Below are 13,862 nucleotides of genomic sequence, written 5' to 3'. Positions count from 1 at the left end.
CGGGGCCCTTGGACGGATTCAGCGTCTGAATGTGGCGGAGACGAAGGGATTCGAACCCTCGAGGCGGTTCCCCGCCTGCACCCTTAGCAGGGGTGTGCCTTCGACCACTCGGCCACGTCTCCGCCGCCCCGTATATGGATCAAGCGTCAAGGAAACAAGGGGTTTTTGGATAGTAAGCTACTCCCTGATCATTGGACAGATTTCCGGCCCGTCTAAGCTACTGCCTTCGCCTGCTGGTCGGTTTCGATCTGGTTGAAGTAGACCACGGCGGGCGGCTGTCCGCCATGGGCGGCGTGGGGCCGCTGGTGGTTGTAGAAGGTGATCCAGCGACCGATTGCAGCCTTGGCCTGCGAGCCGGTCTCCCAGGCGTGCAGATAGCTGTCGCCGACACTGCCCAGCGACGGTTCGATGCCAGCTTCCGCCAGCCGCTCACTGTAGCGAATGCTCAGATACTGCGAACCGCGGTCGCTATGATGGACCAGTCCCATGCCCTTGGCCGGGCGCCGATCATGCACGGCTTGCTCCAAGGCATCGAGCACGAACCCTGCATGGGCCGAGGTGCTGACCCGCCAGCCGACCATCCGCCGGGCATAGGCATCGATCACGAACGCCACATAGGCGAAACCCTTCCAGGTGGCGACATAGGTGAAATCGCTGACCCAGAGCATATTCGGCGCGGGTACCCGGAACTGCCGATTCACCTTGTCCAACGGGTATGGAGCCTTCTTGTCCGGCACCGTCGTTCTATGCGGCTTGCCGCGGATAATGCCTTGAATACCCATGCCCTTCATCAGCCTTGCCACCGTGCATCGGGCAACATCGAAGCCTTCCCGGCCCAGCTGCCGCCAGACCTTGCGCACGCCGTAGACATGCCAGTTTTCCTCGAATACGCGCAGGATCTCTGGCCGCAGGGCCTCGTCGCGGCGCGCCCGGTCGGACTGCCGCGTGGGATCGGCCCGCTTCGCCAGGTGGCTGTAATAGGTGGACGGGGCGATCGGCAGCACGCCACAGATCGGCTCGACCCCATGCACTCCCCCGATGTGCATCGATGAACGACACCATCACTTCGACCGGCGGTCGAACTCCGCCATCGCAAAATACGCCGAGGCTTTGCGAAGGATCTCGTTCGCCTGACGCAACTCGCGGTTCTCCCGCTCCAGCGCCTTCATCTTCTCGGCCATATCGGTCGGGATCCCCGCGCGCTTGCCGCTGTCGACCTCGGCCTTCTTGACCCACTCATTCAGGGTCTGGGGCGCACAGCCGATCTTCGCGGAAATCGACATCACCGCTTGCCGCCGCGATCCGTGCTGCCCCTCATTGTCGAGAACCAGCCGCACCGCACGCTCGCGCACTTCAGGGGAAAACTTGTTCGTCGTCGTGCTCATGATGCTCCATCCTACTCAGGAGTTGGAGCCTCCGGCAAACCCGGCGCGGTTCAGGGATTGCCACATCTGCGCCGCATGCACGCCGTATTCGGCCGCCAACTCCGATACCGTGCGCTCGCCCTTCACGGCTTCCAATGCCACCCGCGCCTTGAAGCCCGCGTCATGGTTCCTGCGTCGGTGGGATCGCTCAGCTGACCAGCGGACAGGAAGTGGACCTGTCACGTATTTGTGCCGCTCCGATTGCTCGTTTAAGCCACCTTCCGTTCAAAAGCGACCGGGCTTTTCCAGCCCAATGCTGAGTGCCGTCGACGCGGATTGTAAAAGCCGTTGATGTATTCGAAGATCGCCATCTCATCGTGCCGCCGGGTTACCCATGACCACCGCCAGATCAACTCGGCCTTGATGGTTTTGAAGAACGTCTCGACGGCCGCATTATCATAACAATTACCTTTGCCGCTCATCGAGACTTTGAAGCCATGCTGGCGCAGGATCTTCTGATAGTCATGCGAACAGTATTGGCTGCCCCTGTCGCTGTGGAAGATGCAGCCTTTGGGTGGCGACCTGAAGGCAATCGCCATCTTCAAGGCCCGGATCGCCAGATCGCGCTTCATGCGGTTGCTGACGGCCCAGCCGATCACGCGGCGGGAATGCAGGTCCAGGATGACTGCCAGATACAACGGCCGAATTCATCCTTGGCAAAACCACGAAAGCTGCCGAGTGCATCGAATATCAACTGAACAAGCGCTGACAACAGCGCCCCCGACTCCGGTCGTGGGCGAATTTCCCCAAGCTGGAGAATTTCATGTGGGGGTGCCTGGCGGATACTAAAAAAGTATCCGCAAAATAAATATAATAAAAACAGAACATTATATGGTGTTTTGGCGGAAGAGAGTGGGAGTCGAACCCACCCGGGACAGGCTCACTGCCCCAACCGGATTTGAAGTCCGGCCGCCCCACCGGGGACGCTTCTCTTCCCTCTGCTTCACAACTCGGACCCGTCCGGGGTGAACAGGTCGATCCGATGCGGATTGATGCGACGAAGATCGCCCCGACGCAAGGTCAGACCGAGCCGGTCGAAGAAGTCGAGGATCTGGATCGCCACCTTGCGGCCGTTCTGCACCCGGTCGCGAAAGGCCGGGGCGGTGAACCAGCCGTCCGGCGCCTGCGCGGCCAGGTCGCGGATGATCGCGACCATCTCGGTCGTGGTGGCGCGGGCGAAGAAATGATCCTGCGCGATCTGGTCGATGCGGCCCTGGCGCGCGGCCATGCGCAGGATTCGGCGCAGATCGGGCTCGTCCAGGCCGAATTCTTGGGCGAAGTCGCGCACGCGGGGCGGGCGGAAACGCTCTTCGCCCGCAAGGCGGGGCAGGATGCGGGCCAGGGTCGCCTCGTCCGCCCCGGACAGCTGCGGCAGGTGGCCGGGCAGGCGGACGAAGGCGCCGTCGAGGGCGATGCGACCGGCAGCGGTCTCGGCCCGAAGCAGCGCGGCAAAGGCCTCCTTCGGCAGGCGCGGCTCCAGCTTCAGCCGCAGGCGTTCGCGGCCGAGGCCCTGGAGATCGGCGTTCTCGGCATGGAAGGCGGCCAGTTCGGCCGCCATCGCCGCGCGCAGGGCGTCCAGCTGCGCCGGCGCCAGCGCCTGGCGGGTGCCGGCGATCACCGCCACGCCCGAGGCGGAGACGGCGCCGTCCAGCCCCGAGGCCGCCAGCGCGCGGTCGCGGGCGAAAGCGTCGAGGTCGATTACCTGTCGCGCCGCCAGGGCCGCCAGCGCCTGCGCCGGCTCGGCCAGGGCCATGGCGCGGAGCAGGGCCAGGCGCTCGGGCCGGGCACGGCGGCGGGCAGGGGCGCGCAGGTCGATCAGGCGGCCGCCGCCGATGGTGCGCCGCGCCGAGCTGTCGCGCAGGATGAACCGCTCGCCGAAGGTTGCGGCCACGGGGCGGTCGAGGACGATCTGCGCCAGCCCCTCGGCGCCGGGGGCGATGGGGCCCTCCAGCGGCACGATGCGGGCGCCGGTCTCGGCCGCGCCCAGATGCAGGCGGGCGGGAAACCAGGTGGCCAGCGGCTTCGGCTCGGTTTCCAGCACCCGCAGGCTGACGTCGATGCGCTGGGTGGGCGCGTGCAGGGCGGGGTCCAGCACCACGTCGCCGCGATGGATCGCCTCGCGGGTGATCGCCTCGCCGGCCAGGTTCAGGGCGCAGCGCTGGCCGGCGGCGCCGGTCTCGGCCTTGCGGTTCTGGGCGTGGATGCCGCGCACGCGGGCGGCCAGGCCCGAAGGGCTGACCAAGACCTGGTCTCCGGTCGCGACGCGGCCCGACAGCACGGTGCCGGTGACGACCGTGCCCGCACCGGCCAGGGTGAAGCTGCGATCGACGGCCAGGCGGAAACGCGCCTCGGTGGCGCGGGCGACGGTCTGCGCTTCGGCCTCGGCAAGGGCGGTGCGCAGGGCGTCGATGCCGGCGCCGGTCACGGACGAGACCGGGAAGAGCGGCGCACCGGCCAGGCCGGTCGGGGCCAGCAGTTCGGCGATTTCGGCGGTCAGTTCGGCGATGCGCGCCGGCTCGGCCAAGTCGGACTTGGTCAGCGCGACCATGCCGCGCGCGATGCCCAGCAGGTCGAGGATCGCCAGATGCTCGCGCGTCTGCGGCATGATACCGTCATCGGCGGCGACGACCAGCAGGGCAAGGTCGATGCCGCCGGCGCCGGCCAGCATGGTGTGGACGAATTTCTCGTGCCCCGGCACGTCCACGAAGCCGGTGATCGCACCCGCGCCCAGATCGGCATAGGCGAAGCCCAGGTCGATGGTGATGCCGCGGGCCTTTTCCTCGGCCAGCCGGTCGGCATCGACGCCGGTCAGCGCCCGGACCAGCGCGGTCTTGCCGTGGTCGATATGCCCCGCCGTGCCGACGATCATGTGAGGGCGTCGAGCAGCGCCGCGTCGTCGGCCAGGCAGCGCAGGTCGAGAATCAGCGCGCCGTCGTGGATGCGGCCGATGATCGGGGTTCCCAGCCCGCGCAGCCCGTCGGCCAGGGCCTCGGGGTTCGGGGTCAGCGCCAGGCCGGCGCTGGGAATGGTGTCGGTCGGCAGCGCGCCCGAGCCGATCTGGCTGGCGCAATCGACGACGCTGACAGTGCAGCCCAGAGCCTTGGCCACCGGCGCGGCAAGGCGGTCGGCCTGGGCCCGGATCTGGGCCTGCGGGCGGGACAGCAGGCGCAGGGTCGGCAACCGCTCGGCCAGCCGGTCGGGGTCGCGATAGAGGCGCAGCGTCGCCTCGGTCGCGGCGATGCGGATCTTGTCGAGGCGCAGCGCGCGTTTCAGCGGATTGCGGTTGATCGCGGCGATGATCTCGCGCCTGCCGACGATGAAGCCGGCCTGCGGCCCGCCCAGCAGCTTGTCGCCCGAGAAGGTGACGACATCGGCGCCCTCGGCCACGGCTTCGGCCACGGTAGGCTCGGGCGCAAGACCCCAGCGGCGTAGATCGACCAGCGTGCCCGAGCCGAGGTCGTTGACCAGCGGCAACCCCGCCTCATGCGCGATGGCGGCAAGTTCGGGGGCGGAAACCTCGGCGGTGAAGCCCTCGATGCGATAGTTCGAGGTATGGACCTTCATCAAGAGGCCGGTCTCGGGACCGATGGCCTGACGATAGTCGCGGGCATGGGTGCGGTTGGTGGTGCCGACCTCGCGCAGGGTGCAGCCGGCCTGCTCCATGATCGCGGGCATGCGGAAGGCGCCGCCGATCTCGATGAGTTCGCCGCGCGAGACCACGGCCTCGCGACCGCGGGCCAGGGTGTTCAGCACGATCAGCACCGCGGCGGCATTGTTGTTGACGACCGTGGCATCCTCGGCCCCGGTCAGCTCGCAAAGCAGCCCGCGCAGATGGCTGTCGCGTTCGCCGCGACCGCCGCTGTCGAGATCGTATTCCAGCGCCGCGGGCGCGCGCATGGCGGCGGTGGCGGCCTCGACGGCGGCCTCGGCCAGCAGGGCGCGGCCCAGATTGGTGTGCAGCACCGTGCCGGTCAGGTTCAGCACCGGCCGCAGCTTGGATCGCGCCTGGCGCGTCAGCCGTGCCTCGGCCGCGGCCAGGATCGACGGGGCATCGGGCAAGGGATCGGGACGGCTGGTGCGAATTTCGGCCAGTTCCGCACGCAGGGCGTCGGTCACCACGGCCCGGCCATGGGCGGCGATCAGCGGGCCGGCGTCGGCCAGCAAGCGATCCACCGAGGGCAGCGCGCGCAGGTCCATCAATAGCCCGTCAGGAACGGATTGAAGCCGCCGCGCTGCCATTCCGTATCCCGCATCATCAGGTCGAGCCCCAGGCTCGCCACATCGTCAGCTACAACTTCCAGTGTCGGATTCTTGCTCTGATACAAAATCTTGACCCACTTGCCGCATTCCCGGCAACATTCGGCCTTGATGGTCGCATCCTCGACCTCGACCGAGCGATAAGTGATGCCCTTGGTCGAGCCGCAGCAGGTGCATTTCACCCGCACCTCGTTCCAGAGCGTCTGGCAGGTGGCGCAGGCGCAATAGCGCGCGCCCTCGGCGCCGATGTTTTCGGTCACCAGGCTGGCAATGGGGCGGCCGCCGCAGGCCGGGCAGATGCCGGGACGGATCGGCACCAGCTTGTCGACCGGCAGGGTGGCGGCCGAGAGACAGGCCACGACCTGCAAGGCGGCGGCGGCGAAAAGATGCGGCGCCACGCTGTCGGCCGGAATGGTGTCGGTCAGGACATTGCCCATCACCCACTCACGGTCCGAGGGCTCGGCCGCGCCCAGCGCGTCAAGCGCCAGCCGGGCGGGCTGAGGCATCTCGACCGCCTGCAGCTTTTCCAGCAGCCTGTCCATGGCCTCGGGCAAGGTATCACGCCAGTCGTTGCGGTCCAGCGGCGGCATCCGCGCGGCGCGGGCCTGTTCGATCCGCTCGGCGGCCAGCGGCGCAGGGCCCGAAAGCGCGCGGGCCAGCTCCGCCTGCGCCCGGCAGATCGCAGCCAGGAAACGCAGATAAGGTGCCAGATTGGCGCTATGTCCGGCGAGGAAATCGAAGCGCGCGGCGCGGGTGTCGAAGATCGCTTGCGGATTGGGCAGGCGCGCCAGGGGAACCTTGGCGACGCCGCCGATCATCGAGGGGTCGGGTTTCAGGCTTGCTGACATGGCTTTCCTTGTGCCGACCGGCCACCTTGGGGTTTTGCCCTACTCTGCCGGGCCGCGGCGGTCGCGTCCAGCCAGTTCCCGCAGCCATTTGCGGTGATGCTTCCAGGCCCAGCCGCCGGTGACGGTGCCGCGGGTCATGGCGCGCAGCGTACCGCGGGTCCAGAACGCCGCATAGACGTGCAGGATGAAGACCAGGATGATCGCCACCGCCGCCAGCGAATGCACCAGCACCGCCCAGCGGCGCACGGGGATGCTGACCAGATCCGGGAAATACTGTTCCCAGATCATCACGCCCGAGACGATCAGCACCACGATCAGCGCCGACATCGCCCAGAAGATGAACTTCTGCCCGGCATTGTACTTGCCAAGCTCGGGCAGCTTTTCCTCTTCGCCCTTCACCACCTCGCCGATGTGGCTGACCCAGGTGGTATCCTCGGGCTTGGGCAGGTTCAGCCGCCAGAGCTGCAGGAACAGGATCAGGAAGCTGAAGAACAGCAGGATGCCGACGAAGGGGTGCAGCCAGCGCGTGGTCTGGCCGCCGCCGAAGATCCCGGTCAGGAAGAACAGCGACGGATGGAACAGCGCCATGCCCGACAGCAAAAGCACGATCAGGCTGGCGGCCGTCACCCAGTGATTGGCGCGGGTGAAGCCGCGATAGCGGTTGACGGTTACCGGATCGGTGGTCTCGATCCGGTCGCCGGGTTGGGAATAAAGCCGGTTCGCCATCACGCCTTCTCCGTTCCCTGGGTGTGGTCCACCAGCTCCTCGGCCTCGTGCTCGTCCTCGGCGCTGACGGTGTTGGCGCGGCCCAGCAACCCGTGCAGCACCGAGCCGACGGCGGCAAGGCCGATGGCGGCAAGGCCCACGGTCTTGGTCACGCCCTTCCAGCCGCGCACCACCGGCGAGATCTGCGGATCGGCCGGCAGGTCGGCATAAAGCCCCGGCTGGTCGGCGTGATGCAGCACGTAAAAGACATGCGTACCGCCCACCCCCGCCGGGTCGTAGATGCCGGCGTTGTCGTAGCCGCGCGATTTCAGATCCTCGACCCGGGCCTCGGCATGGGCGACCATGTCCTCCTTGGTGCCGAAGACGATGGCCTGGGTCGGGCAGGCCTTGGCGCAGGCCGGCCCCTGGCCCACCGCCACCCGGTCCGAGCACAGCGTGCATTTGTAGCTGACATGGGTCTTTTGGCTGATACGCGGGATGTCGAAGGGGCAGCCGGTGACGCAATAGCCGCAGCCGATGCAGTTCTCGTGGATGAAATCCACGATGCCGTTGGAATATTGCACGATGGCGCCCGGGGCCGGGCAGGCCTTGAGGCAGCCCGGATCGGCGCAATGCATGCAGCCGTCCTTGCGGATCAGCCATTCGAAATCCCCGGTCTGGGGGTTTTCGTATTCGCTGAACCGCATCAGCGTGAACATCTCGGGCGAGAGGTCCGCGGGATTTTCATAAACCCCGGTGTTATGGCCGATCTCGGGATGGGTGTCGTTCCATTCCGCGCAGGCCGATTGGCAGGCCTTGCAGCCGATGCATTTGCTGACGTCGATCAGCTTCGCCACCGGCGTCAGCTCGCGCTCGGGCGGGGGCAGGTTGGGCATGGCCGAGGCGCGGACCACGTCGCCCGCGCCAAGATTGGCCGGCATCGGCTGCACCGGCGGGTTCGAGACCGCCGTCCGCGGGCTGTCGAGGTTCGGGTCCTGAGTCACGATACCGCCTCCCCTGTCGCTGGCTCGATATTGACGAGGAACGCCTTGAATTCGGGCGTTTCCACGTTGGCGTCGCCGACGAAGGGCGTCAGGCTGTTCGGCCCGAACCCTTTGCGCGCCGCGCCGACGAAGCCCCAGTGCAGCGGGATGCCGACGACATGGACCAGCTTGTCACCGCATTGCAGCGGCTTGATCCGGCCGGTCACCAGCGCCCGCGCCTTGATCGAGCCGCGCTTGGACCAGACCCGCACCATGCCGCCCTTGGTGATGCCCTTTTCGGCGGCGAGTTCCTTGCTGATCTCGACGAAGAATTCGGGCTGCAGCGCGGCGTTGATGCGGTTGTTCTTGGTCCAGTAGTGGAAATGCTCGGTCAGGCGATAGGAGGTCGCGACAAGCGGGAATTCCTCGCTGGTGGCGAATTGCTCGGCATCGTCCACGAACACCCGCGCCACCGGATTGCCCCGCATCTCGGGGTTGAACGGGTTGGCGATCGGCGACTCGAAGGGCTCCATATGCGTCGGGAACGGCCCGTCGCGCATCATGCCCCGGGTAAAGAGACGCGATGTCCCCTCCTGGTTCATGATGAAGGGGCCGACCTCGCCGGGTTTCGAGGTGGGGGCGATGTCGGGCACGTCGTAGCCCGCCCATTTCTCGCCGTCCCATTCCATCAGCTTGCGCGACGGGTCCCAGGGCTTGCCCTGCATGTCCGCCGAGGCGCGGTTGTAGAGCACGCGCCGGTTCAGCGGCCAGGCATAGGTCCAGTTCGGGAACATGCCGGAGTCGTCGGGATCGGCATTGTCCCGCCGCGCCATCATGTTGCCGTCCTCGTTCCAGCAGCCCGAGAAGATCCAGCAGCCGCCCATGGTCGAGCCGTCGTCGCGATACTGGCTGAAGTTCAGCAGCTGCTTGCCCGCCGGCGTCAGCAGCTTGGCCGTGTCCTTGAGGTCGTAGACGTCCTTCAGGGCGCGGCCGTTCATCTCTTTCGCCAGTTCCTCGGCGGTCGGCTCCTCGGGATCGGCATAGTCCCAGGTCAGGTTCAGGATCGGGTCGGGGAAGATGCCGCCTTCGTCCTGGTAAAGCTTCCTGACGCGCTGGAAGATCTGCGACATGATCCAAGTGTCGCGCTTGGACTGGCCCGGAGGCGTGCCCGCCGCCCAGTGCCATTGCAGCCAGCGCCCCGAATTCACCAGCGAACCGTCGTCCTCGGCAAAGCAGGTGGTCGGCAGCTGGATCACCTCGGTCTGGATCGCGGCCGGGTCCACCTCGTTGTATTCGCCGTGGTTTTCCCAGAAGCGGGCGGTCTCGGTCTCCAACGGGTCCATGATGACCAGCAGCTTCAGCTTCGACAGCGCCTCGGTCAGCTTGGCCCGGTTCGGGAAGGCCAGAAGCGGGTTGAAGCCCTGACAGAAGTAGTTGGTGATCTTGCCGGCCTTCATCAGCTCGAACATGCGCAGGATGTCATAGGTCGGCACGTCCAGCTTGGGCAGGTAGTGATAGGCCCAGTCGTTTTCGACCGTCGCGGCATCGCCCCACATGGCCTTCATGAAGCTGACCATGAATTTCGGGTAGTTCTGCCAATAGCTGGTCTGGCCCGGCCGCAGCGGCTTGAATTCGCGGCTGGACATATAGGTCGCCCAGTCCGCTTCCTTTTCGGTCGGGATGTTCAGATAGCCCGGGATCAGGTTCGACATCAGCCCGATGTCGGTCAGGCCCTGGATGTTGGAATGCCCGCGCAAGGCGTTCATGCCGCCGCCGCGCACGCCGATATTGCCCAGCACCAGCTGCAGCATCGCCATGCCGCGGATGTTCTGCGCGCCCTTGGAATGCTGCGTCCAGCCCAGCGCATACATCGAGGTCATGGTCTTGTCGGGCGCCGAACATGCGCCGATCATTTCCGCGATATGCAGGAAACGGTCCTTGGGCGTGCCGCAGACCTGCTCGACCAGTTCGGGCGTATAGCGCGAGACATGCTCCTTGAGCAGGTTCCAGACGCAGCGCGGGTGTTGCAGGGTCATGTCCACGGCGGCAAAGCCGTCGTCGCCGATGACGTAATCCCAGCTCGATTTGTCATAGTCGCGCTTTTCGGGGTCGTAGCCCGAGAACAGCCCGTCGCTCCAGCCGAACTCGTCCTTCACGATGAAGGGCGCATTGGTGAAGTTCTTCACATATTCCCACTGGACCTTATCGTTCTGGATCATCCAGTTGATCATGGCCATCAGGAAGGTGATGTCGGACCCGGGTCGGATCGGCGCGTAATAGTCGGACACCGAGGCCGTGCGCGTGAACCGAGGGTCCACGACGATCAGCTTGGCGCCACGATGCGCCTTGGCTTCGGTCACCCATTTGAAGCCGCAGGGATGGGCTTCGGCGGCATTCCCGCCCATCACGATCACCAGGTCGGTGTTCTTGATGTCGGTCCAGGGGTTGGTCATCGCTCCGCGGCCAAATGTCGGGCCCAAACTGGACACCGTGGGGCCGTGTCAGACGCGCGCCTGGTTGTCGAATCCGACGATCCCCATGGCGCGCACCGTCTTGTAGGTCAGCCATGCGGTTTCGTTCGTGGTGGCCGAAGCGGCCAGGAAGCCGGTCGTCGTCCAGCGGTTCACCGGCACGCCATCGTCGTTGGTCAACACCATGTTGGCGTCGCGGTCATCCTTCAGCGCGCGGGCGATCTTGTCCAGCGCCTCGTCCCAGCCGATGTCCTGGAAGCCGTCGGCGCCGGGGCGGCGGATGCGCGGCGTGGTCAGGCGGGTCTCGGAATGGACGATGTCCTTCAGCGCCGCGCCTTTCGGGCACAGCGTACCGCGGTTGGTCGGGTGGTCGGCGTCGCCCTCGATATGGATGATCTCGGCCTGTTCGCCGGCGGCCACGTCGCCCTTGGAATAGATCAGGATGCCGCAGGCGACCGAGCAATAGGTGCAGGTGTTCCGGGTCTCGGTCATCGAGGCCAGCTTGAAGGCGCGCACATGCGCCTGCTCTGCCGCCTCGGCCTCGCCGAAGCCCATGGCCCCCAGCGACGTTGCCGCGACACCCGCGCCCGCCAGCTTCAGGAAGCCGCGCCGCGAGAGGTCGATGTTCATCGTTCCCTCCTGTTGCCTGTCGAATGGATAGGTACGCAAACAGGATCACCCCGTATGGTAGCTATGTCAAGCGCACGACAGAAGGCGCGCCCCGCAGGGAGCGCGCCTTTGAGAGGGTATCGTTCGTTATGTATATCCGAACACAACGGTCCTGTCAAACCTCGACGGCGACAGCCCCGATCGGATGCGAGCAGCAGGCGAGGATATAGCCTTCGGCGATGTCGTCTTCGGTGATGCCGCCGTTGTGGACCATGTGCACCTCGCCCGAGGTCTTGCGGACCTTGCAGGTGCCGCACAGGCCGAAGGTGCAGCCCGAGGGGATGTTCAGCCCGTTGGCCTTGGCCACTGCCAGCACGGTGTCGGTCTCGTGGCAGTTCGCGGTGATGCCCGAGGATTCGAAGGTGATCTGCGCCCCGGATTGCTCGTCCGGAATCACGTCATGCAGGACCGGCGCATCGGCTTCGGTCTTGACCGGCGCACCGAAGCTTTCCTGATGGTAATGATCCATGTCGTAGCCGAGCGCGATCAGCATGTCGCGCACGGCCTGCATGAAGGGCTCGGGACCGCAGCAGAACACCTCGCGTTCCAGATAGTCCGGCGCCATCAGGCCCAGCATGATCTGGTTCAGCCGGCCGCGATAGCCGTGCCAGGTGCGGAAGGGGTCATCCTGTTCGACCGTGAAGCGCAGCTGCAGGCCGGGCACGCGGTCGGCCATGTTCTCCAGCTGCTGGCGGAAGATAATCTCGCTGGGCGCGCGGGCGGCATGCACGAACACGATGTCCGGCATCTCGCCCGAATCCCAGGCCCAGGTGGTCATCGACATCACCGGGGTGATGCCCGAGCCGGCCGAAATGAACAGGTACTTCGGCGCCTCATGGTTGATGAAGGTAAAGATGCCGTTCGCACCATAGGCCTTGAGCTTCATCCCGGGCCGCAGGTGGTCCAGCATCCAGCGCGTGCCGATGCTGTCCGGACCCGCCTTGACCGTGACCGAGATCGACAGCGGCCGCGACGGCGAGGACGAGATCGTATAGGTCCGCTGCACGTTGCCGCCGGGGACCGGCAGATCGAGCGTCAGGAACTGGCCGGGCTTGAAGTCGAAGAACGCCCCGGACGGCGCCCGGAAGGTGAAGGTGGCGGTGTCCGAGACCTCGGGCACCACCATCACGCATTCCAGCAACTCGTCGTCCTTCCACGACTTGTCGCCGAAGTTCTTGACCAGAACCGCCATTATTCGGCCGCCATCGCCGGGGTGGGCGAAAGCCGGTCGATCATCGTGCCGGCATACCAGTCGATGAACTGCACCACGCCTTCTTCCTGGATCGAGGAATAGGGGCCGGGCTCATAGGCGGGCGACAGGATGCCCTTCTGGTTTTCCTCGACCACCTGGCGGTCCTCGTCGTTGGTGTTCAGCCAGACGCGGGTCAGGGTCTCGATGTCGTAGTCCACGCCTTCCACGGCGTCCTTGTGCACCAGCCAGTTGGTCGTCACCTGGGTTTCGGTGGGGCTGATCGGCAGGGTGCGGAACACGATGGCGTGGTCGGCCAGGAAGTGGTTCCAGGTGTTCGGATAGTGGAAGAACAGCAGGCTCCCGGCGTCGTTGAAGGGCATGCTGCCCATCCGCTTGGCGACCGCGGCCTTGGTCGAAAGCGTGTAGCTTTCGGCGTTGTTCAGCAGCGGGATGCGGGCCAGGCGCCATTGCATCTTGGGGTGGTTCACGAAGCGCGAGGGCAGGCCGGCCTCTTCGCAACGCTTCCAATGGGCCAGGATGTCGGGGCTGGCGCTGTCGGGGCCTTCCATCGCGGTCATGCGCGGGTTGTCGGAATAGGTCCGGCACAGCGAGGGGTGCGCACCGCCGCAGTGATAGCACTCGCGGTTGTTCTCGATCACCAGCTTCCAGTTGCCGTTCTCGATGATGGTCGAGCTGAAGGCCACTTTCGCGTCGTTCAGCGCGCCGGGGGCCAGGTAGCCGGCCAGCTGCTTGGCCAGGTCGCCGATCGCCGGCGGCACTTCTGCCAGGCAGACGAAGACCATGCCGTTCAGCTCGACGCAATGCACCGTCTTCAGGCCGAATTTCGAGGCGTCGAAATCGTCGCCCATGTCGCGGGCATAGAGCAGCTTGCCGTCCAGCTCATAGGTCCACTGGTGATAGGGGCAGACCAGTTTCGGGGTCGAGCCGTTCGGCTTGGAGCACAGGCGCTGGCCGCGGTGGCGGCAGACGTTGTGGAAGGCGCGGATCTTGCCGTCGCCGCCGCGCACGATCAGAAGCGGATAGGCGCCGACCTGCATGGTGGCATAGTTGCCGGTCTTGGGGACTTCGCAGGCCGGGATGGCGTACAGCCATTCCTTGTACCAGATGTTCTCGAGATCGGCCTGAAACACGCCTTGGTCGCAATACAGATCGCGGGGCAGCGCGAAGTTTTTCTTGCGATTGACGAGCTGGTTCAGAATTTCGGCCGTATTCAGCATGGCTGGGCTCCGCTGGCTGTGGGGGTCGTGCTGTGTTCAGGAATGCACCTGTTTTCACGGGCGGCGTTCTTCAAA

The 13,862-nt window shown here is 65.8% G+C and carries 8 protein-coding genes, 2 tRNA genes, 2 pseudogenes and 1 other annotated feature; all 12 genes and pseudogenes read right to left on the bottom strand.

What is annotated here, in order from left to right; all coding sequences use genetic code 11:
* Positions 1–32: 32 nt before the first annotated feature.
* The 12 genes and pseudogenes from JCM7685_RS01175 to JCM7685_RS01115 all read right to left on the bottom strand — a co-directional run bounded on the left by JCM7685_RS01175 (position 33) and on the right by JCM7685_RS01115 (position 13,787).
* Positions 33–122 (bottom strand) — tRNA-Ser (locus JCM7685_RS01175).
* 90 nt (positions 123–212) lie between these two features.
* A pseudogene (locus tag JCM7685_RS01170) lies at positions 213–1,385 on the bottom strand (IS3 family transposase).
* Positions 987–1,104: a sequence feature (AL1L pseudoknot), on the bottom strand. Its footprint overlaps the pseudogene before it by 118 nt.
* A gap of 248 nt (positions 1,386–1,633) precedes the next feature.
* A pseudogene (locus tag JCM7685_RS01165) lies at positions 1,634–2,062 on the bottom strand (IS3 family transposase); the annotation flags it as partial.
* A gap of 202 nt (positions 2,063–2,264) precedes the next feature.
* Positions 2,265–2,360: transfer RNA gene (locus tag JCM7685_RS01160), tRNA-Sec, on the bottom strand.
* A gap of 7 nt (positions 2,361–2,367) precedes the next feature.
* Entirely contained in the window at positions 2,368–4,293 is a 1,926-nt protein-coding gene (gene selB, locus JCM7685_RS01155) for a selenocysteine-specific translation elongation factor (protein ID WP_074968580.1), read from the bottom strand.
* Complete coding sequence (gene selA / locus JCM7685_RS01150) at positions 4,290–5,621, bottom strand: L-seryl-tRNA(Sec) selenium transferase (RefSeq protein WP_074968578.1); 1,332 nt, start codon at positions 5,619–5,621, stop codon at positions 4,290–4,292. The genes selB and selA overlap by 4 nt, the downstream gene beginning before the upstream one ends.
* The gene (gene fdhE / locus JCM7685_RS01145) at positions 5,621–6,529 is read right to left on the bottom strand and encodes a formate dehydrogenase accessory protein FdhE (RefSeq protein ID WP_074968576.1); all 909 of its coding nucleotides are present in this window, start codon (positions 6,527–6,529) and stop codon (positions 5,621–5,623) included. The genes selA and fdhE overlap by 1 nt, the downstream gene beginning before the upstream one ends.
* A gap of 39 nt (positions 6,530–6,568) precedes the next feature.
* A complete protein-coding gene (locus JCM7685_RS01140; protein ID WP_074968574.1) occupies positions 6,569–7,255 on the bottom strand; it encodes a formate dehydrogenase subunit gamma in 687 nt (228 codons plus the stop codon).
* Positions 7,255–8,238 (bottom strand): formate dehydrogenase subunit beta, encoded by a 984-nt coding sequence (gene fdxH, locus JCM7685_RS01135; RefSeq protein WP_083412784.1) that lies wholly within the window; start codon positions 8,236–8,238, stop codon positions 7,255–7,257. Before fdxH ends, JCM7685_RS01140 begins: the two co-directional genes overlap by 1 nt.
* Positions 8,235–11,318, bottom strand: coding sequence for a formate dehydrogenase-N subunit alpha (gene fdnG, locus JCM7685_RS01130; protein ID WP_139218096.1), 3,084 nt, complete (start codon positions 11,316–11,318; stop codon positions 8,235–8,237). The genes fdxH and fdnG overlap by 4 nt, the downstream gene beginning before the upstream one ends.
* 154 nt (positions 11,319–11,472) lie before the next feature.
* Positions 11,473–12,549 (bottom strand): hybrid-cluster NAD(P)-dependent oxidoreductase, encoded by a 1,077-nt coding sequence (locus tag JCM7685_RS01120; protein ID WP_074968568.1) that lies wholly within the window; start codon positions 12,547–12,549, stop codon positions 11,473–11,475.
* A complete protein-coding gene (locus JCM7685_RS01115) occupies positions 12,549–13,787 on the bottom strand; it encodes an aromatic ring-hydroxylating oxygenase subunit alpha (protein ID WP_074968566.1) in 1,239 nt (412 codons plus the stop codon). The genes JCM7685_RS01120 and JCM7685_RS01115 overlap by 1 nt, the downstream gene beginning before the upstream one ends.
* Positions 13,788–13,862: the final 75 nt, after the last annotated feature.

Source organism: Paracoccus aminovorans, from assembly GCF_900005615.1.
GTDB classification, from domain to species: Bacteria; Pseudomonadota; Alphaproteobacteria; order Rhodobacterales; family Rhodobacteraceae; genus Paracoccus; species Paracoccus aminovorans.
This window is presented reverse-complemented; position numbering and strand designations above follow the sequence as displayed.

Bases quoted from the DNA above. Each gene is read 5' to 3' on its own strand.
- selA (WP_074968578.1), bottom strand. From the start codon at position 5,621: ATGGACCTGCGCGCGCTGCCCTCGGTGGATCGCTTGCTGGCCGACGCC.
- fdhE (WP_074968576.1), bottom strand. From the start codon at position 6,529: ATGTCAGCAAGCCTGAAACCCGACCCCTCGATGATCGGCGGCGTCGCC.
- JCM7685_RS01140 (WP_074968574.1), bottom strand. From the start codon at position 7,255: ATGGCGAACCGGCTTTATTCCCAACCCGGCGACCGGATCGAGACCACC.
- selB (WP_074968580.1), bottom strand. From the start codon at position 4,293: ATGATCGTCGGCACGGCGGGGCATATCGACCACGGCAAGACCGCGCTG.
- JCM7685_RS01120 (WP_074968568.1), bottom strand. From the start codon at position 12,549: ATGGCGGTTCTGGTCAAGAACTTCGGCGACAAGTCGTGGAAGGACGAC.
- JCM7685_RS01115 (WP_074968566.1), bottom strand. From the start codon at position 13,787: ATGCTGAATACGGCCGAAATTCTGAACCAGCTCGTCAATCGCAAGAAA.